Origin of the sequence: Rhodococcus tibetensis (genome assembly GCF_024438035.1) — a bacterium.
GTDB lineage: Bacteria > Actinomycetota > Actinomycetes > Mycobacteriales > Mycobacteriaceae > Rhodococcus_F > Rhodococcus_F tibetensis.
In genome coordinates, this window is sequence record NZ_JANFQF010000005.1 from 200,143 (window position 1) to 221,592 (window position 21,450).

Annotated in this window: 24 protein-coding genes; 20 read left to right on the forward strand and 4 right to left on the reverse strand. The window is 67.6% G+C overall.

All coding sequences use genetic code 11. The annotated features are described in order from the left end of the window. Window positions 1–13 precede the first annotated feature (13 nt). Genes nadA through nadC form a run of 3 tightly spaced genes read left to right on the forward strand, consistent with a single transcriptional unit; the run spans window position 14 to window position 3,485 of the window. A complete protein-coding gene (nadA, locus tag NOF53_RS07960; protein ID WP_255967029.1) occupies window positions 14–1,051 on the forward strand; it encodes a quinolinate synthase NadA in 1,038 nt (345 codons plus the stop codon). Further along, window positions 1,048–2,616: an L-aspartate oxidase gene (locus NOF53_RS07965; RefSeq protein ID WP_255967031.1), complete on the forward strand. Its 1,569-nt coding sequence runs from the start codon at window positions 1,048–1,050 to the stop codon at window positions 2,614–2,616. Before nadA ends, NOF53_RS07965 begins: the two co-directional genes overlap by 4 nt. Beyond that, a complete protein-coding gene (gene nadC, locus NOF53_RS07970; RefSeq protein ID WP_255967033.1) occupies window positions 2,616–3,485 on the forward strand; it encodes a carboxylating nicotinate-nucleotide diphosphorylase in 870 nt (289 codons plus the stop codon). Before NOF53_RS07965 ends, nadC begins: the two co-directional genes overlap by 1 nt. A gap of 9 nt (window positions 3,486–3,494) precedes the next feature. Here nadC and NOF53_RS07975 read toward each other — a convergent pair whose 3' ends face one another. Then, window positions 3,495–4,124 carry a LysE family transporter gene (locus NOF53_RS07975; protein ID WP_255967035.1) on the reverse strand — a complete coding sequence of 210 codons (630 nt, stop codon included), beginning with the start codon at window positions 4,122–4,124 and terminating at the stop codon, window positions 3,495–3,497. A gap of 77 nt (window positions 4,125–4,201) precedes the next feature. Next, on the reverse strand, window positions 4,202–5,479 hold the full coding sequence (locus NOF53_RS07980) for a glycoside hydrolase family 1 protein (protein ID WP_255967037.1): 1,278 nt from the start codon (window positions 5,477–5,479) through the stop codon (window positions 4,202–4,204). An 88-nt stretch (window positions 5,480–5,567) separates the two neighbouring features. Here NOF53_RS07980 and NOF53_RS07985 point away from each other — a divergent pair, with 88 nt between their 5' ends. The 14 genes from NOF53_RS07985 to NOF53_RS08050 all read left to right on the forward strand — a co-directional run bounded on the left by NOF53_RS07985 (window position 5,568) and on the right by NOF53_RS08050 (window position 17,121). Next, complete coding sequence (locus tag NOF53_RS07985; protein WP_255967039.1) at window positions 5,568–7,511, forward strand: acyl-CoA dehydrogenase family protein; 1,944 nt, start codon at window positions 5,568–5,570, stop codon at window positions 7,509–7,511. A 154-nt stretch (window positions 7,512–7,665) separates the two neighbouring features. Then, the gene (locus tag NOF53_RS07990; RefSeq protein ID WP_255967041.1) at window positions 7,666–8,742 is read left to right on the forward strand and encodes a zinc-binding metallopeptidase family protein; all 1,077 of its coding nucleotides are present in this window, start codon (window positions 7,666–7,668) and stop codon (window positions 8,740–8,742) included. A gap of 140 nt (window positions 8,743–8,882) precedes the next feature. Beyond that, a complete protein-coding gene (gene hisD / locus NOF53_RS07995) occupies window positions 8,883–10,205 on the forward strand; it encodes a histidinol dehydrogenase (RefSeq protein WP_255967043.1) in 1,323 nt (440 codons plus the stop codon). After that, window positions 10,202–11,344 (forward strand): histidinol-phosphate transaminase, encoded by a 1,143-nt coding sequence (locus tag NOF53_RS08000; RefSeq protein WP_255967045.1) that lies wholly within the window; start codon window positions 10,202–10,204, stop codon window positions 11,342–11,344. Before hisD ends, NOF53_RS08000 begins: the two co-directional genes overlap by 4 nt. Continuing rightward, the gene (hisB, locus tag NOF53_RS08005) at window positions 11,341–11,955 is read left to right on the forward strand and encodes an imidazoleglycerol-phosphate dehydratase HisB (RefSeq protein WP_255967052.1); all 615 of its coding nucleotides are present in this window, start codon (window positions 11,341–11,343) and stop codon (window positions 11,953–11,955) included. The genes NOF53_RS08000 and hisB overlap by 4 nt, the downstream gene beginning before the upstream one ends. A 13-nt stretch (window positions 11,956–11,968) precedes the next feature. Next, the gene (locus NOF53_RS08010; RefSeq protein ID WP_255967054.1) at window positions 11,969–12,121 is read left to right on the forward strand and encodes a CG2302 family histidine operon protein; all 153 of its coding nucleotides are present in this window, start codon (window positions 11,969–11,971) and stop codon (window positions 12,119–12,121) included. Beyond that, window positions 12,121–13,314, forward strand: a complete 1,194-nt coding sequence (locus NOF53_RS08015) for an MFS transporter (protein ID WP_255967055.1) — start codon at window positions 12,121–12,123, stop codon at window positions 13,312–13,314. The genes NOF53_RS08010 and NOF53_RS08015 overlap by 1 nt, the downstream gene beginning before the upstream one ends. Beyond that, window positions 13,311–13,946 carry an imidazole glycerol phosphate synthase subunit HisH gene (gene hisH / locus NOF53_RS08020; protein WP_255967057.1) on the forward strand — a complete coding sequence of 212 codons (636 nt, stop codon included), beginning with the start codon at window positions 13,311–13,313 and terminating at the stop codon, window positions 13,944–13,946. Before NOF53_RS08015 ends, hisH begins: the two co-directional genes overlap by 4 nt. After that, complete coding sequence (locus NOF53_RS08025; protein ID WP_255967059.1) at window positions 13,943–14,203, forward strand: hypothetical protein; 261 nt, start codon at window positions 13,943–13,945, stop codon at window positions 14,201–14,203. The genes hisH and NOF53_RS08025 overlap by 4 nt, the downstream gene beginning before the upstream one ends. A gap of 19 nt (window positions 14,204–14,222) precedes the next feature. Next, window positions 14,223–14,957 carry a bifunctional 1-(5-phosphoribosyl)-5-((5-phosphoribosylamino)methylideneamino)imidazole-4-carboxamide isomerase/phosphoribosylanthranilate isomerase PriA gene (gene priA, locus NOF53_RS08030; RefSeq protein WP_255967061.1) on the forward strand — a complete coding sequence of 245 codons (735 nt, stop codon included), beginning with the start codon at window positions 14,223–14,225 and terminating at the stop codon, window positions 14,955–14,957. An 8-nt stretch (window positions 14,958–14,965) separates the two neighbouring features. Then, entirely contained in the window at window positions 14,966–15,796 is an 831-nt protein-coding gene (locus tag NOF53_RS08035) for an inositol monophosphatase family protein (protein WP_255967063.1), read from the forward strand. After that, window positions 15,796–16,569, forward strand: a complete 774-nt coding sequence (hisF, locus tag NOF53_RS08040; protein WP_255967065.1) for an imidazole glycerol phosphate synthase subunit HisF — start codon at window positions 15,796–15,798, stop codon at window positions 16,567–16,569. Before NOF53_RS08035 ends, hisF begins: the two co-directional genes overlap by 1 nt. Then, window positions 16,566–16,910, forward strand: a complete 345-nt coding sequence (gene hisI / locus NOF53_RS08045; RefSeq protein ID WP_208961783.1) for a phosphoribosyl-AMP cyclohydrolase — start codon at window positions 16,566–16,568, stop codon at window positions 16,908–16,910. Before hisF ends, hisI begins: the two co-directional genes overlap by 4 nt. A 31-nt stretch (window positions 16,911–16,941) precedes the next feature. Continuing rightward, complete coding sequence (locus NOF53_RS08050) at window positions 16,942–17,121, forward strand: tautomerase family protein (RefSeq protein WP_374212585.1); 180 nt, start codon at window positions 16,942–16,944, stop codon at window positions 17,119–17,121. 51 nt (window positions 17,122–17,172) lie between these two features. Here the strand turns inward: NOF53_RS08050 and NOF53_RS08055 are convergent, their stop codons facing one another. Then, the gene (locus tag NOF53_RS08055) at window positions 17,173–17,682 is read right to left on the reverse strand and encodes a MarR family winged helix-turn-helix transcriptional regulator (RefSeq protein ID WP_255967067.1); all 510 of its coding nucleotides are present in this window, start codon (window positions 17,680–17,682) and stop codon (window positions 17,173–17,175) included. A gap of 172 nt (window positions 17,683–17,854) precedes the next feature. Between NOF53_RS08055 and NOF53_RS08060 the strand changes: the two genes are divergently transcribed. Further along, a complete protein-coding gene (locus NOF53_RS08060) occupies window positions 17,855–18,634 on the forward strand; it encodes a dioxygenase family protein (RefSeq protein WP_255967069.1) in 780 nt (259 codons plus the stop codon). Here the strand turns inward: NOF53_RS08060 and NOF53_RS08065 are convergent. Continuing rightward, window positions 18,622–19,086, reverse strand: a complete 465-nt coding sequence (locus tag NOF53_RS08065; protein ID WP_255967071.1) for a peroxiredoxin — start codon at window positions 19,084–19,086, stop codon at window positions 18,622–18,624. The two genes, NOF53_RS08060 and NOF53_RS08065, sit on opposite strands and share 13 nt — an antisense overlap. 59 nt (window positions 19,087–19,145) lie before the next feature. On the opposite strand from NOF53_RS08065, the gene NOF53_RS08070 reads away from it, so the two are divergent. After that, window positions 19,146–20,732: an anthranilate synthase component I gene (locus NOF53_RS08070; protein ID WP_255967073.1), complete on the forward strand. Its 1,587-nt coding sequence runs from the start codon at window positions 19,146–19,148 to the stop codon at window positions 20,730–20,732. Continuing rightward, a complete protein-coding gene (locus tag NOF53_RS08075; protein ID WP_255967075.1) occupies window positions 20,729–21,439 on the forward strand; it encodes a TIGR02234 family membrane protein in 711 nt (236 codons plus the stop codon). The genes NOF53_RS08070 and NOF53_RS08075 overlap by 4 nt, the downstream gene beginning before the upstream one ends. Window positions 21,440–21,450: the final 11 nt, after the last annotated feature.

A 21,450-nucleotide genomic window follows, 5' to 3' on the forward strand; every position in this document is an offset into this window, starting at 1 on the left:
TGAAGGAGCAGCCATGACGACCAGCACGTTGTGGGCGGGAACGCACCCGCAGATTCAGGACGGTCCCGGCGGATACGGGGGTGTCGAGGCGAGCGAAGAGTGGGCTGCCGAAATCAAACGGCTGGCGCGCGAGCGGGGGGCAACCCTGCTGGCGCACAACTACCAGTTGCCCGCCATCCAAGATGTCGCCGACCACGTCGGTGACTCCCTCGCGCTCTCGCGTATCGCGGCCGAAGCACCCGAGGACACCATCGTGTTCTGCGGCGTGCACTTCATGGCCGAGACCGCGAAGATCCTCAGCCCCGCCAAGACCGTGCTGATCCCGGACGAGCGCGCGGGCTGCTCGCTGGCCGACTCGATCAACGCCGATCAGCTGCGGGAATGGAAGGCGGAGTTCCCCGACGCCGTCGTCGTGTCGTACGTCAACACCACCGCCGAGGTGAAGGGTCTGACGGACATCTGCTGCACGTCGTCCAACGCCGTCGACGTGGTCGCGTCGATCGACCCGGACCGCGAGGTACTCTTCCTGCCCGACCAGTTCCTCGGTGCCCACGTCAAGCGCGTCACCGGACGCAAGAACATGCAGATCTGGGCGGGCGAGTGCCACGTCCACGCCGGCATCAACGGTGACGAACTGACCGCGCAGGCCAAGGCGCATCCCGACGCCGAACTGTTCGTCCACCCCGAGTGCGGCTGCGCCACCTCGGCTCTGTACCTGGCCGGGGAAGGGTTCGTGCCGGCGGACAAGGTGAAGATCCTGTCGACGGGAGGCATGCTCGACGCCGCGCGCGCCACCGGTGCCAAGCAGGTTCTCGTCGCCACCGAGGTCGGGATGCTGCACCAGCTGCGCAAGGCGGCGCCGGAGGTCGACTTCCAGGCTGTCAACGACCGCGCATCCTGCCCGTACATGAAGATGATCACCCCCGCCGCGCTCCTCCGATGCCTGCTCGAGGGCAAAGACGAGGTGCACGTCGATCTCGAGACCGCCGAGCGGGCCCGTAAGTCGGTGCAGCGCATGATCGAGATCGGAAACCCTGGCGGCGGCGAGTGAGCAGCCCCGCCCGGGGAATTTCCTGGGAAGAGCAGGCCGACCTCGTCGTGGTGGGCGGTGGGGTAGCCGGACTGACGGCCGCCCGTACCGCCTCCCTGCGGGGGCTGAGGGTCCTCACCGTCAGCAAGGGCGGTCCGACCGACACCGCGACGCAGTATGCGCAGGGCGGGATCGCGGTGGTCGGCGATGCACTCACCGATTCGGTGGACTCGCACGTAGCCGACACCTGCGAAGCCGGAGTCGGCCTCTGCGACGAAGACGCGGTGCGATCGATCGTGGCCGGAGGCCGCGATGCGGTCGCCGCCCTCACCGACCTGGGCGCGGTGTTCGACCGTGGTCGTGACGGCGCCGTCTCCCGTACCCGTGAGGGCGGGCACAGCACCCGCCGGATAATCCACGCCGGCGGGGACGCCACGGGCGCCGAGGTGCAGCGCGCCCTGGGTGCCGCCGGGCTTCCCGTCCTGTTCGACAGTTGCGCCGTACGCGTACTCACCGATGCGCGTGGCGTCACCGGCGTGCTCGTGGATTCGCCGCGCGGACTCGGCGTCGTCCACACACCGGCCGTCCTCCTGGCCACCGGCGGACTCGGGCAGCTGTACGCCTGCAGTACCAACCCGCCGGGCGCGACCGCGGACGGCATCGCGCTTGCCCTGGATGCAGGTGCCGCCGTCGCCGATCTCGAGTTCGTGCAGTTCCACCCGACCGTCCTGTTCACCCCCGGCGGTCTCGGACGGCGTCCGCTGATCAGCGAGGCCGTCCGCGGCGAGGGTGCGATCCTCGTCGACGCCAACGGCGAATCGGTGACCGCGGGTGTGCATCCGCGCGGCGACCTCGCCCCCCGCGACGTCGTGTCGCGGGCGATCGCCTCCCGACTGCGGGCACTGGGCCACGACCACGTCTACCTCGACGCGCGTCACCTGTCCGGCTTCGTGCAGCGGTTCCCGACCGTGACGGCCTCGTGCCTGGAAGCCGGGATCGATCCGCGTGAAGAGCTGATCCCGGTCGCGCCCGCCGCGCACTACTCGTGCGGGGGAGTGGTCACCGACGTCGACGGACGCACCGCCGTCCCCGGCCTCTACACCGCGGGAGAGGTGGCTCGCACCGGGTTGCACGGAGCGAACCGGCTGGCCTCCAACAGTCTCCTCGAAGGCCTGGTGGTCGGCGAGCGGGTCGGCGTCGCGGCCGTCGAACGCGCCGGCCTCCGCGTCGAGGCAACCGACCCCGAGCAGCGTGCCCTGCCGTCCGCACCGCGGGAACTGGTGCAGCAGTTGATGACCGCCAGCGCCTCCGTCGTCCGGGACGGTGCCGGCCTCGATGCGGTGGCCGCCGCCCTGGCCGGTTCACCGCGCACGGTGCCCGAGGGTGAGACCGCGCTCGAAGACGCCGCGCTGACCCTGACGGCGTCCGCACTGGTACTCGCCGCCGCCGCGCGGACCGAAAGTCGTGGATGCCACACCCGCAGCGACTACCCGCAGACGTCCGACGAGTGGCGCCGCAGCACGCACGTGCGCCTGCGCGACGGCGAACTCGAGCTTCTCGAACCCCAACTGGCAGGAGTGCTGTGATGTCCGACCATGTCCTACCCGACGGTCTGGACGCGGACGAGGTGCGTGCGCTCGTGCGTCTCGCGCTGGACGAGGACCTGCGGTACGGACCGGACGTGACGTCGTCGTCCACGGTCCCGGCCGACGCGGTGGCCAAGGCGTCCGTGGTCTCCCGCGCGTACGGCACCGTCGCCGGCCTCGACGTGGGACTTCTGGTGCTCGACGAGGTGATCGGGGCGGGCCGCTACCAGGTTCTCGACCGGGTCGCAGACGGCACCCGGGTCGTGCCCGGCCAGGCCGTGCTGACGGTCGCCGCGCCCACACAGGGGCTGCTCACCGCGGAGCGGACCATGCTCAACCTGGTGTGCCACCTGTCCGGCATCGCCACGGCGACGTCCGCCTGGGTGGACGCGGTCGAGGGCACCGGCGCGAAGATCCGGGACAGTCGCAAGACGCTTCCCGGCTTGCGTTCGCTGCAGAAATACGCGGTCCGCATCGGTGGTGGCGTCAATCACCGGATGGGACTCGGGGATGCGGCTTTGATCAAGGACAATCACGTCGCCGCAGCAGGATCGGTGGTGGCGGCATTGCGCGCCGTGCGCGGGGCGGCTCCGGACATCGAGTGCGAGGTCGAGGTCGACAGCCTCGAGCAGCTCGACGAGGTGCTTGCCGAGAATGTCGAACTCGTTCTTCTCGACAACTTCCCGCTGTGGCAGACACAGATCGCCGTGCAGCGCCGCGACGCGAATGCACCCGGCACCAAGCTGGAGTCGTCCGGCGGTCTCACACTCGGCGTGGCGGCGGAGTATGCCGCTACAGGCGTCGACTATCTCGCTGTCGGTGCGCTCACTCACTCCGTGACCGTGCTGGATCTCGGCCTCGACATGTGACGTCACGGTTCAGACGGCGCGGTGGACTGTGGCGAGGAATGTCGCGGCCACGAAGAACAGCCCCGCGAACGTCCGGTTGGTGGCGCGCTGCTGTCGCGGTGAGCGCATCAGCCGCAGGACCTTCGCGGCCAGGCCGGTGTATCCGGTCATGACGACGACATCGACCGCGACCATGGTGGCGGCGATGATCAGGTACTGAGGGAGAAGCGGCTCCGACGGCGTGACGAACTGGGGTAGTACCGCCAGCATGAACACGACGGCCTTCGGGTTGCTCGCGTTCACGAGAAACCCGCGCAGCGTCATGGCAGGACCGCTCGCCGCGAGGGCGTCGCCGCCCACCTCGGAGAGGTCGGTCGCGCTCGCTCGCCACTGTCGCACACCCAGATACACCAGGTAGGCGACCCCGAACCATTTGACAGCGGTGAAGGCGAGCGTCGAATTGGCGAGCAGCGCGCCCAGACCTGCGGCGACCACAGCGATCTGCAGCAGCAGGCCGATCTGCAAGCCGGCAATGTTCCAGTATCCGCGACGAAGTCCGTGCCGCATCCCGGTGGCCATCGACGCGATCGCGCCTGCACCGGGCGACACACTGATCACGCACGATGCGCCCAGCACTGCACACCACATCTGCCACGACACGACGTCATGTTACGGCGCGGTGCGGCCGTTCTCTGTGCAAGGGTGGTCGGCCGCGAGAAGGGTGGGCGACGATTCCACTACGGCGGGTCGATGCAACTGGTGGGCAGATCTACCAGCGAACAGAATCCCAGCTTCCGCGCTGGTACGTAGCTGTCCGGCAGCCCACTTCCGATGATGTCGCGGTACGTCACGACTGCATCCGTGGGGTGGCGGGTGAGAGTCGGATCGGTGAGCGCGTCGACGGTGTAGAGGCCGAAGCGGGGCCGGTACGTTCCCCACTCGTAATTGTCGGTGATCGACCAGTAGTTGTAACCGATGACCGGCGCGCCGTCCTGTCGCGCTCGTTCCATCCAGTAGACGTGGTCGCGGAGGTGGTCCGATCTGGTGTATCCGTCCGGACGCGGTTGTCCGTCGTCGGTGGGCATGCCGTTCTCCACGACGTACAGCGGCAGTCCCGGGAACTTGCGCGTGTAGCGCATGAGCGCGGAGTAGATGCCGTCCGGTTGCGGGTCTATGTCGTAGAAGTCGTCGGTGATCGCGTTGACCGCGGTGACGTTGTCGAGAGCGAGTCCGTAGTAATAGTCGACTCCGAGAAAGTCGAGTCGCTCGCGCACCCGGTCCACGAACATCGCGTCCACGGCGTCGGTGGCGCCAGGGATGTAGGAGAGATTGCTGCTCACGCGAGCACCCGGGTCGTTCTCGTGAATCAGGTCGTAGGCGCGGCGGTGAACCTCGACGAGCCGGTCGAGCATGTACGGAGCCTGAGCGGCGGTGATGCCACCGAACGTCAGTTCCTTCTGCAGGTACACGGTCGGCTCGTTGATGGTGATCCAGAGAGCGCCCGAACCGGAGTAGCGGGGAACTACCCTGCGGGCGTTGGCGAGCCAGTCTTCGACCGTTCTCGAATTCGTCCACCCACCCTGGTCCGCGACCCAGCCCGGGTACACCCAGTGGTCGAGGGTGATCATCGGCGTCATCCCGTGGCGGGTGATCTCACGGACGATGTCGTCGTAGTAGCGGAGTTCGGTGTCGTCCCAGGTGCCCCGCGACGGCTGTACTCGCGCCCATTCGATACCGAATCGGAACACGTCGACACCGAGGTTTGCCGCGCGGGCGATGTCCTCGCGGTAGCGGTGGCGGAAGTCGACCGAGTCGCCGATCGCATCCTGCGTCCTGCCCGACGCCGAGTAACGCGCCCAGTTGCTGTCCGGCGGGGAACCCTCGGACTGGAACCCGGAAGTAGAGACACCCCACAGGAATTCGTCCGGTAGCGGCGCAGCGGCCGCCGTAGCCGAGGACGTCAGCAAGCTCGAAAGGATCGCGCCGGCGCCCAAGAGAATCGAGGGAGTCCGCATCGGCCGAAGAGTAGCCGAAATGCTGTGTCGAGACCGTCGATTTGGGGGATACTCGTCGGTAGGACTACCCGCCAGTAGGAGGCGCGTCATGGTCGACACATCAGCTCCGAAGGTCACCGAGGCAGAAGCACGAGCGGTCGCGGAGGAGGCGAGGGAGTCCGGCTGGGACAAACCCTCATTCGCGAAGGAACTGTTTCTGGGACGGTTCCGGCTGAATCTGGTTCACCCGTTTCCCCGGCCTGCAGTTGAGGGCGCTGCCAAAGCCGAGGAGTTCCTGACGCGTCTCCGCGCCTACTGCGAGGAGATGGACGGCAGTGTCATCGAATCCCAGTCACGCATTCCCGACGAGTACGTGCGCGGACTCGCCGACCTGGGATGTTTCGGGCTCAAGATCGCGGAGGAGTACGGCGGGCTCGGGCTTTCCCAGGTCGCGTACAACCGGGCCCTGATGTTGGTCGCTTCGGTGCATCCGAGCCTCGGCGCACTCCTGTCGGCGCACCAGTCGATCGGAGTGCCGGAACCGCTCAAGCTTGCCGGCACTCCCGAGCAGAAAGCCGAATTCCTGCCGCGGTGCGCCCGCGGCGCCATCTCCGCCTTCCTCCTCACCGAACCGGACGTCGGTTCCGACCCCGCCCGGCTGGCGTCATCGGCTACTCCCATCGAAGGCGGTGCGGCCTACGAGCTGGACGGCGTCAAGCTGTGGACGACCAACGGCGTCGTGGCGGAACTGCTCGTCGTCATGGCACGAGTGCCCAAGAGCGAGGGTCACCGCGGCGGAATCTCGGCTTTCGTCGTCGAGGCGGACACCCCGGGCATCACCGTGGAACGGCGCAATGCCTTCATGGGACTGCGGGGAATCGAGAACGGGGTGACCCGCATGTACAAGGTGCGCGTTCCCAAGGAGAACCTGATCGGGCGGGAAGGCGACGGACTCAAGATTGCGCTCACCACGCTCAATGCCGGTCGACTCGCGATACCGGCGATGTGTGCCGGGGCCGGCAAGTGGTCTCTGAAGATCGCCCGGGAATGGTCCGGTGTCCGGGTGCAGTGGGGCAAGCCGGTCGGCGAACACGCGGCGGTTGCCAACAAACTGTCATTCATGGCCGCCACCACCTACGCCCTCGAAGCCGTGGTGGACCTCTCAGCGCAGATGAACGACGAGGGTCGTAACGACATCCGGATCGAGGCGGCGCTCGCCAAGCTGTGGTCCTCCGAAATGGCCTGTGTCCTGTCCGACGAGCTCATTCAGGTGCGCGGCGGTCGCGGATACGAGACGGCGGCGTCGCTGGCGGCGCGCGGCGAGCGAGCGGTTCCCGCGGAGCAACTGGACCGCGACTTGCGCATCAACAGGATCTTCGAGGGTTCGAGCGAGATCATGCGGCTCCTCGTCGCCCGGGAGGCCGTCGACGCCCATCTCACGGCTGCAGGTGATCTCGCGGACCCCCACGCCGACACCGGCGCGAAGGCCCGGGCGGCTGCCAAGGCGAGCGGTTTCTACGCCAAGTGGCTGCCGCAGCTCGTGGCCGGCAAGGGGCAGATGCCGATGTCGTACGGTGAATTCGGGGTCCTGGCCAAGCACCTGCGTTTCGTCGAACGGCACTCCCGCAAATTGGCCCGCTCCACGTTCTACGGCATGGCCCGCTGGCAGGCGGCGCTCGAGAAGCAGCAGGGGTTCCTCGGGCGGGTCGTGGACATCGGCGCAGAACTGTTCGCGATGTCCGCCAGCTGCGTGAAGGCGGAGATGCAGCGCGAGGAGAACGAGGCCGAAGGTGCCGCGGCGTACGAACTCGCCGACGTCTTCTGCAGGCAGGCGGCACTGAGGGTCGAGAAACTGTTCGACGGGCTGTGGCACAACACCGACGACGCCGACCGCCAGATCGCGCAATCGGTACTCGAAGGACGTTATGCGTGGCTCGAACGGGGAGTGGTCGACCCCAGCGAGGGCACCGGTCCGTGGATCACCGAATGGTCGCCCGGCGCATCCACCGAAGAGAATCTGGCCAGGAGGTTCGTCGAATCCACCCGTCTCTGACACGGAGGGTGCCACGTCTCCGGGCCCAGGGGGTGCCACGACGATCAGCCCAGTGAGTGTCACGACCTCGCGTCGCCGGTACAGTCCGAGGCGCACGCGAGTGCGTGGCACTCACCGGGAGTACGACGCCGGCGTATGAGCCGAGGGAATATCAGTGCGCAGCTTCATTTGTCGTAAGTGCGGGCAACGACTGTCGTTCGAAAACTCGTTGTGCCTCAAATGTAAGAGCGCTCTCGGCTTTCATTTGCCCAGTCGTTCCATCTTCGTCCTCGACAGTGACGAGCACGCGGAGATCGATGGCGAAGTCTGGGTCCGGTGCCCCAATCGCGCGATCGCACGGTGCAATTGGCTCGTCCGGCGCGATGACGACCGACTCGATGACGCCCAACAACTGTGCGCCTCGTGCCGGTTGACGCGGACGCGTCCCCGGGATTCGGACGAGGAAGGAATGGCAGCGTTCGCGGTTGCCGAAACCAACAAGCGGCGGGTGGTCCTCGAACTCGACGAGCTGGGCCTCCCCTTGGTGCCGAAATCCGAGGACCCGGACGGTGGTCTGGCGTTCGATCTGCTCTCGAGCGCGAAGACGAATGTGATCACCGGACACGCAGCCGGGGTGATCACCCTCGATCTTGCGGAGGGCGACGACGTGCACCGCGAGCAGTTACGGGTCGCGATGGACGAGCCGTACCGCACACTCGTCGGTCATTTCCGGCACGAGGTGGGGCACTACTACCAGATGCTGTTGGTCGGGGAAGGTGAGGAGCGACGCCGATTCGAGGAACTGTTCGGCGACCCGGATCAGGACTACGGGGCGGCTCTGAAGCGTCACTACGACGAGGGCGCCCCGAAGGACTGGGGCCGGCTGTATGTGTCCTCGTACGCGACGATGCACCCGGCCGAGGACTGGGCCGAGACGTTCGCCCACTATCTGCACATCCGCGACGCCCTGGACACGGCGGCGGCATACGCGATGGCTCCCGCGGGAGCGACGACGAGCAGTGAACTCGCCGGGGACGTCGGCTTCGATCAAATCATCGACTGGTGGCTTCCGCTGTCGTGGGCGCTCAACCAGATGAACAGATCGATGGGTCACCACGACCTGTATCCGTTCGTCCTGCCCGCCGCGGTCCTGCGGAAAATGCGGTTCATCCACTCCCTGATCCAGCCGGCCCCCGTGTGGGACGACCGGAATCTTCCGGCCCGGGAAACGACGGCAGTCACCGACCGGTGAAAACGGGGTGCGCCTATCCTGGATAATCGGTGTAGAGCCCTGTTCTCCGTAGGACAGCGCGCTCGTCAGTGACTTGCCAGCTCGTCCGTGACCTGCACGTCAGTGACACCGTGTCCCGCCAGTCGCAGAGAGGACCTCTCATGCTCGCCCGCACCGACCTTCGTGGTCGTACCCCTTCCACGGCCGAACTTCGTGCCGCACTTCCACGGGGTGGAGTGGATGTGGACGCGGTGCTGCATCAGGTTCGCCCCGTCGTCGACGCCGTGCGCGAGCGCGGCGCCGCTGCCGCCCTCGACTTCAGCGAAAAGTTCGACGGCGTCCGGCCCGCACAGGTACGCGTCCCGCAGGCCGAACTCGACCGTGCGCTCGCCGAACTCGATCCCGCCGTCCGCGCTGCGCTCGAGGTCGCCATCGAACGCACCCGCAAGGTCCACGCCGATCAGCGTCGCACCGACACCACTACCGAGGTGGTTCCCGGCGGCACCGTCACCGAGCGATGGGTACCCGTCGACCGGGTCGGCCTTTACGTGCCTGGCGGCAACGCGGTCTATCCATCCAGTGTCGTCATGAACGTCGTGCCCGCGCAGGCTGCCGGTGTGCGGTCCCTCGTGGTTGCCTCGCCGCCTCAGGCGGGGTTCGGCGGGCTCCCGCACCCGACTATTCTCGCGGCAGCAGCACTGCTGGGCGTCGACGAGGTGTGGGCCGTCGGCGGCGGGCAGGCGGTCGCGCTGCTCACCTACGGCGGCACCGACACGACTGGCGCCGAACTCACCCCCGTCGACCTCATCACCGGCCCCGGCAACATCTACGTCACTGCCGCCAAGCGACTCTGCCGCGGCCTCGTCGGTATCGATGCCGAGGCGGGCCCCACCGAGATCGCGATCCTCGCCGACCACACGGCCGACCCGGTGCACGTCGCCGCCGACATGATCAGCCAGGCCGAGCACGACGTGATGGCCGCGAGCGTGCTCGTCACGTCCAGCGCCGAGCTCGCAGAGGCCGTCGACACGGCGCTGGTCGCGCAGCTCGAGATCACCAAGCACAAGGAGCGGGTCACCGCCGCGCTGTCCGGCACGCAGTCGGGCACCGTCCTGGTCTCGGACGTCGAGGCCGGACTGCGGGTGGTCAACGCGTACGCGGCCGAGCACCTCGAGATCCAGACCGAGAACGCCACCGCCGTCGCCGCGAAGGTGACCAGTGCGGGTGCGGTGTTCGTCGGCCCGTGGGCGCCGGTCAGCCTCGGCGACTACTGCGCCGGTTCCAACCACGTCCTGCCCACCGCGGGCTGCGCCCGGCACTCCTCGGGCCTGAGCGTGCAGACGTTCCTGCGCGGCATCCACGTGGTCGACTACTCCGAATCTGCGCTGAAGGAGGTCTCCGGCCACGTCATCACCCTCGCGAACGCCGAGGACCTGCCCGCACACGGTGAGGCCGTGCGGCTGCGGTTCGAGGCATTGCGGTGACCGCGGCGAACGTGCCGGGTTCGTCGATCGGGGTGGATGCGCTGCCGATCCGGGAGAGTCTTCGCGGCAAGTCGGCATACGGCGCTCCCCAATTGAGTGTCCCGGTACAGCTGAATACCAACGAGAACCCCCACCCGCCGACCACGGCACTCGTCGACGACGTCGCCGAGTCCGTGCGCGAGGCCGCCAGAGAGTTGCACCGCTACCCGGATCGGGACGCGGTGGCCCTGCGGACCGATCTGGCCGCCTACCTCGCCGGCCAGACCGGCGTGCCGGTCACGGTCGACAACGTCTGGGCGGCCAACGGTTCCAACGAGATCCTGCAGCAGCTGCTGCAGGCCTTCGGTGGTCCCGGGCGTAGCGCAATGGGATTCGTGCCGTCGTACTCGATGCACCCGATTATCGCGGACGGAACCCAGACGGACTGGTTGCCGATCTTCCGCCGCGCCGACTTCGCCCTCGACGTGGACGCTGCTGTCGAGGCGATCCGGGCGCGTCGGCCCGACGTCCTGTTCGTCACCAGTCCGAACAATCCCACCGGGCACAGCATCGGTATTCCGGAATTGCGCCGCATTCTCGACGCGGCGACGGGCATCGTCATCGTGGACGAGGCGTATGCCGAATTCTCCGATGCGCCGAGCGCGATGACGCTGATCGAGGACTACCCGTCGAAGCTGGTGGTGTCGCGCACGATGAGCAAGGCATTCGCCTTCGCCGGTGGCCGGCTCGGGTACCTTGCCGCTGCTCCGGCATTTATCGAGGCGCTGCTGCTGGTGCGTCTGCCATATCACCTGTCCGTCGTCACGCAGGCTGCTGCCCGCGCCGCTCTGCGGCACGCGGACGAGACCCTCGCCAGCGTGCACGCGCTCGCGGCCGAGCGGGTCCGGGTGTCGAAAGCGTTGGAGGACGCCGGTTTCCGGGTGATCCCCAGTGACGCCAACTTCATCTTGTTCGGCGAATTCACCGACAGCGCGCACGCGTGGCAGGCCTACCTCGACCGCGGTGTGCTCATCCGGGACGTCGGAATTTCCGGCCACCTCCGCGTCACCGTCGGATTGCCCGCCGAGAACGACGCCTTCATCGCGGCCTGCGACGACCTCGCCCGCACCGAACTCACCAGCTCAGGAGACCGAGGATGACCGACCGCATTGCCAAGGTGGAGCGCACCACCAAGGAATCCAGCATCGTCGTCGAGCTCAACCTCGACGGAACCGGCATCGTGGACATCTCGACCGGGGTGCCGTTTTTCGATCACATGCTGACCGCGCTCGGATCGCACGCCAGCTTCGACCTCAGCGTTCAGGCGCAAGGCGACATCGAGATCGAGGCGCACCACACGGTGGAGGACACCTCGATCGTGCTCGGCCAGGCCCTCGGTCAGGCGCTCGGCGACAAGAAGGGCATCCGCCGGTTCGGTGACGCATTCATCCCCATGGACGAGACGCTCGCGCACGCGTCGGTCGACGTGTCCGGGCGTCCGTACTGCGTCCACACCGGCGAACCGGAACACCTGCTGCATGCCGTCATCGGCGGCTACCCCGGAGTTCCGTACGCCACCGTGATCAATCGTCACGTGTTCGAGTCGATCGCGCTCAACGCGCGGATCGCCCTGCACGTGCGGGTGCTCTACGGCCGCGATCAGCATCACATCACCGAGGCGGAGTTCAAGGCCGTCGCCCGCGCCCTGCGTGAGGCCGTCGAACCGGATCCCCGCGTCAAGGGTGTGCCGTCCACCAAGGGCAGCCTGTGATCGGGTCGCCTTCGTGAGCGTCGTCCTCGTCTACGCACTGTTCATTGCCGCCGGAATCGCGGCGGGGGGCGCATATTCGATGTGGAAGTTCAACAAGCTGGCCTCGGGTGTGCTGCTGGCATTGGCGGTGCTGGCAGCGGTGGCGGGCGTCGTCAGGCTGCTGTAGTGCCTGTCGCCGCCGAGACGGGACCCCGCTTGCTGCGTACTCCCGGTCTGCTCGCCGCGATGGTGATGGGGGCGGCGGCGTTCGGTGGTTGGGCGGTACTGCTGCCTGTGGTCCCGTTGATCGTGTCTCTCTCGGGAGGGTCGGACACCCTCGCGGGCAGTGTGACTGCTGTCTTCATGGCCGCCACGGTGCTGACCCAGCTCGGCGTTCCCCGGCTCCTGCGCAGTTGGGGGCACCGGTGGGTCCTCGCGGCCGGATGCCTGCTCCTGGGGCCGCCGTCGTTGCTTTTCCTGGTATCCACCGAGGCGATCCCGGTTCTCGCGGTATCCGCGGTCCGGGGTACGGGCTTCGGGATGCTCACCGTGGCGGGCAGCGCCCTCGTCGCCGAACTGGTTCCGCGCGAGATGCTCGGCCGGGCCACGGGCGCGCAGGGGATCGCGGTGGCAGCCGCGCAGATGGTGGGCCTGCCCGCAGGGCTCGCGATCATGCAGCACTGGTCCGCCACCCCGGTCTTCGTGCTCGGTGCGCTGATTCCCGTGCTGGCGGTGGGTGCAGTCATGCGGCTGCCATCCCTGTATCCACGCCCGGCCGGTGCCCTGCGGGGACGTATACCGCTGTCGGTCCTTCTCGTGCCCTGGCTGGCTATTGCCATGGCGGCCGCAGCATTCGGTGGTGTGTCGAGTCTCCTGCCGATCGCCATCGCCGAGCGGGCGTCTCTCGCCGGCGGAGTCCTCGCGGTGGTCAGCGGCGCGGCAGTGTGTGGGCGGTACGTGGCCGGTTCGTTCTCCGACCGGGTCGGAGTCGGCCGGGCGTTGATGCCCGCGCTCGCGTTCACCTGCGGCGGTCTGGCGTTGTTCGCGGTCGCGGCGGCCCAGGACGGGACCGTGATCATCCTGCTCTGCGCCGCTGTGATCTTCGGATTCGGGTTCGGCGCAGTCCAGAACGAATCGCTGGTCATGATCTTCACCGCCGCCGGACCTTCCCGGTTCGGTGCCGCGAGCGCCGGATGGAACATCGGATTCGACGCCGGAACGGGATTTGGGTCTCTCACTCTCGGGGCCGTCGCTTCGGTGGCGGGGTATTCGTGGGTCTTCGCGGTGGCGGCGGCAGCGGTGGCCGTCGTCCCCGCGACGGGAGGGCTGGTCGGCCGCGCCCTGGGGGGCTGGAGACGGCCGGATAGAATCGAGTCATGACCGTCCCCACCATTGCAGTCCTCGATTACGGCTCCGGCAACCTGCATTCGGCTACCCGCGCGCTGGCCCGAACGGGTGCGCAGGTCGAGGTGACGGCAGACCACAAGGTGGCCCTCGCGGCCGATGGCCTGGTGGTTCCCGGGGTCGGCGCTTTCGCCGCCTGCATGGAAGGGCTCCGGGCGGTGCGCGGCGAGCGGCTCATCGGTCAGCGCCTCGCCGGTGGCAGACCGGTCCTCGGCATCTGCGTAGGTATGCAGATCATGTTCGAACGCGGCGTCGAGTTCGGTGTCGAGGCGGAGGGCTGCGGCGAATGGCCCGGCACCGTCGAACGGCTCCAGGCCGCTGTCCTGCCGCACATGGGCTGGAACACCGTCGAGGCCCCCGACGAGAGCACCCTCTTCAAGGGAATCGATCCCGACACCCGGTTCTATTTCGTGCACTCCTATGCGGTGCAGAAGTGGGAGATGCCGACGCCGGAGCGCCTGGCACCACCTGCGCTGACGTGGGCGGATCACGGCGGGAAGTTCCTCGCAGCCGTGGAGAACGGTGCACTGTCGGCCACCCAGTTCCACCCGGAGAAATCCGGTGACGCAGGAGCGGAACTTCTCCGGAACTGGGTGCGCAGCTTGTGACGGAGCCACCCGGTGAGGGACGCCGTGACCTGTCGATCGGCCTGCTCGCCGTGTCCGCATTGGGTGCGGCCACGGTGGTATTGGTCATCGCGACCACCGTCATCCTCGTCGTGAAGCCGGGGCCAGTCCTGGGCCTGGTGGTCGGCCTGCTGGGAGTCGCGGGAGCGATCGCATCCATGGGGTACGTGTCGAAGCGCATGACCCGCAACGCCTACGGTGACGATCCGCCGGACCCCGAGCCGGGTTCCGACCGCTGAGCGACTAGGGTTGTCGCACGTGAGCCTGGTCCTTTTGCCTGCTGTAGATGTCGTCAACGGTGAAGCTGTTCGCCTCGTCCAGGGGGAGGCGGGGAGCGAGACCGGGTACGGCTCGCCCCGCGATGCCGCCCTCGCGTGGCAGAACGACGGTGCCGAGTGGGTGCACATCGTCGACCTCGACGCCGCGTTCGGTCGCGGTTCGAATCGGGAACTCCTCTCCGACGTGGTGGGTGAACTCGACATTCAGGTCGAACTGTCCGGGGGAATCCGCGACGACGAGTCTCTGGAGGCCGCTCTGGCCACCGGGTGTGGCCGCGTGAACCTCGGTACCGCCGCCATCGAGAACCCCGACTGGTGTGCCCGCGCGATCGCGAAGTACGGCGACAAGATCGCCGTCGGCCTCGATGTGCGGCTGGTCGAAGGTGAATATCAACTCCGGGGCCGCGGCTGGGTCACCGAAGGCGGAAACCTGTGGGAGACCTTGACGCGGCTCGACCGGGACGGCTGCTCGCGCTACGTCGTCACCGACGTCAGCAAGGACGGCACCCTGACCGGTCCCAATCTCGAACTCCTCGCGCAGGTGTGCGCGTCCACCGACGCGCCGGTCGTGGCCTCGGGTGGTGTGTCGACCATCGACGACCTGACGGCGATCGCCGGGCTCGTCGATCAGGGCGTCGAGGGGGCCATCATCGGCAAGGCGCTCTACGCGGGACGTTTCACACTCCCTGAGGCGCTCGCCGCGGTGTCGGGCTGATTCCGGTCATGAGCCCGGACCGCGATCCGCAGGAACTGCTTTCCGTTGCCGGGGAGCTGCTCGACGGCGTCCACGACCGCTTCGTTGCCGGGGTGGGGTCGCCGAGTGCCGTGCACAAGGGTCCCGACGACTTCGCGACTGCTCTCGACCTCGAGCTCGAGAAGCGGTTGACGGGAGAACTCCAGGATCGGACCGGCATCGCGGTTCACGGCGAAGAGTTCGGCGGCCCCGATCTGGACGCGGGACTGGTGTGGGTCCTCGATCCCATCGACGGCACCTTCAACTACTCGGCGGGATTGCCCACGGCGGGCACACTGCTCGCGCTCCTCGACGACGGTGTCCCGGTTCTCGGTCTCACGTGGCTGCCGCTGGTCGGACGTCGGTACGCGGCTGTGGCGGACGGGCCGCTCCTCGAGGGCGGTCAGCCGTTGCCGCGTCTCGCCGAGACCTCGCTGGCGTCGTCGATCGTGGGGATGGGCGCACTGAACATCGACAGCCGCGGACGCATCCCCGGGCCTTATCGATTGCAGGTCCTCGCTCAGCTGAGCCGGGTGTCGTCGCGGATTCGGATCCACGGCTCGACGGGCGTCGACCTCGCCTTCACCGCGGCGGGAATACTCGGCGGCACGGTGGTGTTCGGCCACAATGCGTGGGACAACGCCGCCGGCGTGGCACTGGTGCGGGCTGCGGGTGGGGTGGTCACGGATCTCGCCGGTGAGCCGTGGACGATCGCCTCGGGTTCTGTGTTGGCCGGTGCCCCCGGAGTGCACGGTGAGATTCTCGGCATTCTCGGATCGCTGGGTGACCCCCGCGCCGAGCTATCGGAAGGGCGTACGTAATGACTCTGGCAGTGCGGGTAATCCCTTGCCTCGACGTCGATGCCGGACGCGTCGTCAAGGGCGTCAACTTCGAGAACCTGCGTGATGCGGGTGACCCGGTGGAGTTGGCGGCCGCGTACGACGCGCAGGGGGCCGACGAGCTCACCTTCCTCGACGTCACCGCGTCGACCGCGGCCCGTGGCACCATGCTCGATGTCGTGAGCCGGACGGCGGAACAGGTGTTCATTCCGCTCACCGTCGGTGGCGGTGTCCGTACCGTCGAGGACGTCGACCGGTTGCTGCGCGCGGGTGCCGACAAGGTGAGCGTCAACACCGCGGCCATCGCCCGCCCGGAACTGCTTCGTGAATTGAGTGAGCGTTTCGGATCCCAGTGCATCGTGCTGTCGGTGGATGCGCGCACGGTCCCGCAGGGTCAGCCGGACACCGCGTCCGGATGGGAAGTCACGACCCACGGCGGCAAGCGCGGAACCGGGATCGATGCGGTCGAGTGGGCGGCGCGCGGCGCCGAACTGGGTGTGGGGGAGATCCTGCTCAATTCGATGGACGCCGACGGGACGAAAGTTGGCTTCGATCTCCCGATGATCCGAGCCGTACGAGCGGCCGTGCATGTGCCGGTGATCGCGAGCGGGGGAGCGGGTGCTGTCGAGCATTTCGCACCCGCCGTCGACGCGGGCGCCGATGCCGTGCTGGCCGCAAGTGTCTTCCACTTCGGTGACATGACGATCGCCGAAGTGAAGAAGTCCATGCGTGAAGAAGGGATCACCGTCCGATGAGTCTCGACCCCGCTATCGCGTCGCGACTCAAGCGCAACGACGCAGGCCTGTTCAGCGCTGTCGCGCAGGAACGTTCTACGGGTGACGTGCTGATGGTGGCATGGATGGACGACGAAGCGCTCGCGCGTACTCTCGACACCCGTAAAGGCACCTACTACTCGCGCTCCCGCCAGCAGTATTGGGTGAAGGGCGAGACGTCCGGGCACACTCAGTACGTCCACGAGGTGCGGCTCGATTGCGACGGTGACACGGTCCTCCTGATCGTCGATCAGGAGGGCGCCGCATGCCACACGGGCACGCACACGTGCTTCGACACCGACGTTCTGCTTGCCGCGCAGTAGCGAAATCCGGCGCTCGGGCAGAATGTGCCGCATGCCGTTGATCCAGATCAGTCAGACAACCGGGCTCACCACCGAGCAGAAGCGCGCCACCATCGAGGCGGTCACCAAGGCGTACGCCGAGGCGACGGGCAAGGATCCGGCGAAGGTCTGGGTGACGATCACCGACGTGCCGGCCGAGAACTGGGGTGTCGGCGGGTCGCCGCTCGGTTGAGAGAGTTGCCGGGTCGCCGCTGGGGTGATTGTTGCTTTGGTGTGACGGGCGTCAGGCTCTTCCGGTGCCGGCGGCGATTCCCTTGTCGAGTTGGGTGAGCATGGCGGTGCCGAGTTCGTCGAGCTGCCGTACCTGTTCGGTGGAGAGGCCGTCGAAGACGAGTGCGCGTACGGATTCGACGTGCGGCGGTGCTGCCTCGACCACTTTGGCCATCCCTGCCTCGGTCAGGACGGCGTCGGAGCCGCGGCTTCCTTTGATGCTCTCGCGTCGTACCCATCCGGCTTTTTCCATCTTGGTGACGACGTGGGACAGCCTGGACAGTGACGCGTTCGCCCGCTGCGCGAGCAGGGAGAGTTGGAGTCGTCGGTTGTCCTCGCCGGACAGCGAGGCGAGGACGAAGTACTCGAAGTGGGTGAGAGCCGAGTCGCGTTGCAGCTGGGTGTCGAGGGCCGCCGGGAGCCGGGTGACGAGTGCGATGAGGGTGAGCCACGCCTCCTGCTGATCGGCATCGAGCCAGCGGGTCTCGGTCTGCGTCGAACTGTCCTCGTCGTACCCACCCATGAGTGGTGTCCTCCATTTCGTGCGCCGTACCGCTGTGCAACCTGTTCACCATATGCAGCACGCCGCCTGTGGACGGTACCCGGGGAATAGTTGGCGCGTTCGCGTGTTGACTCCTATAGTCACTTGAAGGTTCAACTTAGAGAACCTTCCGAGTGGGACCCGAGGAGTCACGATGACGAACGTCATGCCCGCCTTGTTTCTGAGCCACGGAGCGCCGCCGTTGGTGGACAGTGACCTGTGGGTGTCGCAGCTGGCGACGTGGGCCGGCGACCTGCCTCGGCCGAAAGCCATTCTCGTGGTCTCGGCGCACTGGGAATCCGCTCCGCTCACCATCGGATCGACGACCACCGGGACGCCCCTCGTCTACGACTTCGGCGGTTTTCCCGAGCGCTTCTACCGGACCACGTACGCCTCACCGGGTGCGCCGGAGCTGGCCGCGCTGGTTGCGGCGCTCATGCCCGACAACGAGACGGTGGCGCAACAACCCGCTCGCGGGCTCGATCACGGCGCCTACGTGCCGCTGACGGTGATGTATCCGGACGCCGATATCCCCGTGCTGCAAATCTCGTTGCCGACACTCGACCCCGAGCGGCTGCTTCACCTCGGTGCGCGGCTGCGTCCGCTGCGCGAGCAGGGCGTGCTGATCGTGGGGTCGGGCTTCACCACCCACGGGCTGCCGTTCCTGCGCGACCCGTCGCCCGAGGCGACGGCCCCGGGCTGGTCGGCGGAATTCGACGCGTGGGCGAACGAGCGCCTGGCCGCAGGCGATGTGGACTCGCTCATCGACTTCCGCTCGCTCGCGCCGGGCATGCCGTACGCCCACCCGACGATCGAGCACTTCGCGCCGCTGTTCGTCACGCTGGGCGCCGCGAGCGATCCCGAGCAGATTCCCCGGCAGGTGATCGACGGTTTCTGGATGGGGCTGGCCAAACGGTCGATTCAGGTGGACTGACGCGTCCGGAGGAAGGCGAGAGCCTGATCGCCGTGCGTGTTGGCGCGGAACTCGCTCGAGATGACCTCGAGCACGGTGCGGTCGGTGTCGATGACGAAGGTGGACCGCTTGACGGGGGCGAGTTTGCCGAGCAGTCCGCGCCGGACACCGAATTTCTCGGCGACTGCGCCGTCCCGGTCCGACAGAAGCGGGTAGTCGAACGACTGTGCCTGCGCGAACGACGCCTGCTTCTCCACCGCGTCGGTGCTGATCCCCGCGCAGGATGCGCCGACCGCCGCGAACTCGTCCGCGAGGTCGCGGAAATGGCACGCCTCCGCGGTGCAGACCGGCGTGGACGCCGCTGGATAGAAGAACAGCACCAGGGGACCGTCCTCGAGAAGGCTCGACAGCGAACGGGCGGTGCCGTCCTGGTCGGGCAGGGTGAATTCCGGTGCGAGCTGACCTGGCTTCATGACAGCCGAGGCTACCCGCGCACGCAGACGTGTCTTGCGCGCCTGGGATGATGGTCGACATGCACGGTGAGCCCACCACGATGTCCGCGCCCACGTCATCCGCCGCCCGGTCCGGCGGCGGATCCGACTCGACCACGACGCGCGAGCAGTTCCACGCTCTCGCTGCCGAGCACCGGGTCGTCCCGGTGATCCGTAAGGTGTTGGCGGACGCGGAAACTCCGCTGTCGGCGTACAAGAAGCTGGCGGGAAACAGGCCCGGTACCTTCCTGCTGGAATCGGCAGAGAACGGCCGGTCGTGGTCGCGCTGGTCGTTCATCGGCGCCGGAAGTCCCGCGGCGCTGACCGTCATCGACGGTGAGGCAGCCTGGTACGGCAACGTTCCGGCGGGCGCGCCGTCCGGCGGGGATCCCATCGCGGCGCTCGGTCAGACTCTCGAACTCCTCAGGAGTGAACGGCTGCCCGAGCTTCCGCCGCTGACCGGGGGAATGGTCGGATTTCTCGGCTACGACGCCGTGCGGCGCATCGAACGCATCGGTGAGCACGCTGTGGACGACTTGCAGATCCCCGAAATGGTCATGCTGCTCGCCACGGATCTGGCGGCCGTCGATCACCACGAGGGAGCCATCACCCTCATCGCCAATGCCGTCAATTGGGATGGTACGGACGAGCGGGTAGACGAGGCGTACGACGATGCCGTCGAACGCCTCGACCGGATGACGTCCTCCCTGTCGGCGCCCGCGCCGTCCACCGTGTCCACGTTCGCCAAACCGACCCCGGACTACCGCCGGCAGCGCACCACCGAAGGCTTCGGCGCAGACGTGCAGCGCCTGGTGGGAGAGATCGAGGCGGGCGAGGCGTTTCAGGTGGTGCTGTCGCAGCGTTTCGAAATCGATTGCGCTGCAGCACCTATCGATGTCTATCGCATGCTGCGTGCGTCCAATCCCAGTCCGTACATGTACCTCCTCAACGTCCCCGGTGGTGACGGCGAGACCGCCTTCTCGATCGTCGGTTCCAGTCCGGAGGCGCTGGTGACGGTCAAGGAGGGTGTCGCCACTACCCACCCGATTGCAGGTACCCGGTGGCGCGGTGCGACGGAGGAGGACGACATCCTCCTGGAGAAGGATCTCCTCGCCGACGAGAAGGAGAACGCCGAGCACCTCATGCTCGTCGATCTCGGCCGTAACGATCTCGGCCGCGTGTGCGAACCCGGCACGGTGAAGGTGCACGACTACCGGCACATCGAGCGGTACAGCCATGTGATGCACCTCGTCTCCACGGTGACGGGCCACCTTGCTGCCGGCAAGCAGGCACTCGATGCCGTCACAGCCTGCTTCCCGGCCGGCACGTTGTCGGGTGCGCCGAAGGTACGGGCCATGCAGCTGATCGAGGAACTCGAACCGACGAGGCGCGGCATCTACGGAGGCATCGTCGGGTACCTCGACTTCGCCGGCGACGCGGACACCGCGATCTCCATCCGTACGGCGTTGATCAAGGACGGCATCGGGTACGTCCAGGCCGGCGCCGGTGTGGTCGCCGATTCGAATCCCGAATACGAGGACACCGAGGCGCGCAACAAGGCCATGGCGGTGCTCAGCGCTATCGCCGCGGCGCACACGTTGAAGACTCTGGGAGGCGGCACGCAGTGACCGAAGCGACCGGACCGGGACCCGATACTGCCGGACGCCGCCGGTCGATCCTCGCCGTGCTCCTTCTCGCCGTCGCGGCAGTGTGCCTGTGGGGAGCGTCCCGGATGACGTGGGTGGAGGTCATCTCCTCGGACGGACTCGGTGAGCAGCGCACCGCGGCGCTCGACGGGGCCACCTGGGCGGCGGCGCTCACGCCGCTGGCGTTGACCCTCGTTGCCGCCATCGCAGCGTCCTTCGCCGTCAAGGGCTGGGCACTCAGGATTCTCGGCGTACTCGTGGCAGTCGTTGCCGTTGCGGCCGCCGTTCCGGCGGCGAGTGTGCTCCTCTCCGGCGCGTCGGACGAGCAGGCGGGACGACTGGCGGAATTGCCGGGACGTGCGGTGGTCGAAGCCGTGTCGGTGCACCGAGGGCCCGCAGTGCTGGCGCTCGTCGGCGTTTTCGCGGCTCTCGCCGCAGCGGTCGAGCTGGCGCGCCGGCCACGGGTAGGAGCCGGGCTCTCCTCGAAGTACGACAGCCCCGCCGCGCGGCGAGCGGCGGCCAAGGAGACCAGCGTCGATTCTGCCGACGAGCCCCTCACTCAACGGATGCTGTGGGACGCGCTCGACGCGGGCGAAGATCCCACGGTCGACGGCGCCCGCGCAGACAAGAATGCCGATGATGTCGACCGCCTTGACGGCGACAGCAAAGACCCGGGTACCCGATCGTAAACAGAATCAGA

What these genes read in the sequence shown, in the direction of transcription:
- NOF53_RS08070 (WP_255967073.1), top strand. Translation starts at nt 19,146, where the DNA reads ATGCACGGTGAGCCCACCACGATGTCCGCGCCCACGTCATCCGCCGCC.
- NOF53_RS08060 (WP_255967069.1), top strand. Translation starts at nt 17,855, where the DNA reads ATGACGAACGTCATGCCCGCCTTGTTTCTGAGCCACGGAGCGCCGCCG.
- hisB (WP_255967052.1), top strand. Translation starts at nt 11,341, where the DNA reads ATGACCGACCGCATTGCCAAGGTGGAGCGCACCACCAAGGAATCCAGC.
- NOF53_RS08055 (WP_255967067.1), bottom strand. Translation starts at nt 17,682, where the DNA reads ATGGGTGGGTACGACGAGGACAGTTCGACGCAGACCGAGACCCGCTGG.
- hisI (WP_208961783.1), top strand. Translation starts at nt 16,566, where the DNA reads ATGAGTCTCGACCCCGCTATCGCGTCGCGACTCAAGCGCAACGACGCA.
- nadC (WP_255967033.1), top strand. Translation starts at nt 2,616, where the DNA reads ATGTCCGACCATGTCCTACCCGACGGTCTGGACGCGGACGAGGTGCGT.
- nadA (WP_255967029.1), top strand. Translation starts at nt 14, where the DNA reads ATGACGACCAGCACGTTGTGGGCGGGAACGCACCCGCAGATTCAGGAC.
- NOF53_RS08035 (WP_255967063.1), top strand. Translation starts at nt 14,966, where the DNA reads ATGAGCCCGGACCGCGATCCGCAGGAACTGCTTTCCGTTGCCGGGGAG.
- NOF53_RS07985 (WP_255967039.1), top strand. Translation starts at nt 5,568, where the DNA reads ATGGTCGACACATCAGCTCCGAAGGTCACCGAGGCAGAAGCACGAGCG.
- hisH (WP_255967057.1), top strand. Translation starts at nt 13,311, where the DNA reads ATGACCGTCCCCACCATTGCAGTCCTCGATTACGGCTCCGGCAACCTG.
- NOF53_RS08050 (WP_374212585.1), top strand. Translation starts at nt 16,942, where the DNA reads ATGCCGTTGATCCAGATCAGTCAGACAACCGGGCTCACCACCGAGCAG.
- hisD (WP_255967043.1), top strand. Translation starts at nt 8,883, where the DNA reads ATGCTCGCCCGCACCGACCTTCGTGGTCGTACCCCTTCCACGGCCGAA.
- NOF53_RS08065 (WP_255967071.1), bottom strand. Translation starts at nt 19,086, where the DNA reads ATGAAGCCAGGTCAGCTCGCACCGGAATTCACCCTGCCCGACCAGGAC.
- NOF53_RS07980 (WP_255967037.1), bottom strand. Translation starts at nt 5,479, where the DNA reads ATGCGGACTCCCTCGATTCTCTTGGGCGCCGGCGCGATCCTTTCGAGC.
- hisF (WP_255967065.1), top strand. Translation starts at nt 15,796, where the DNA reads ATGACTCTGGCAGTGCGGGTAATCCCTTGCCTCGACGTCGATGCCGGA.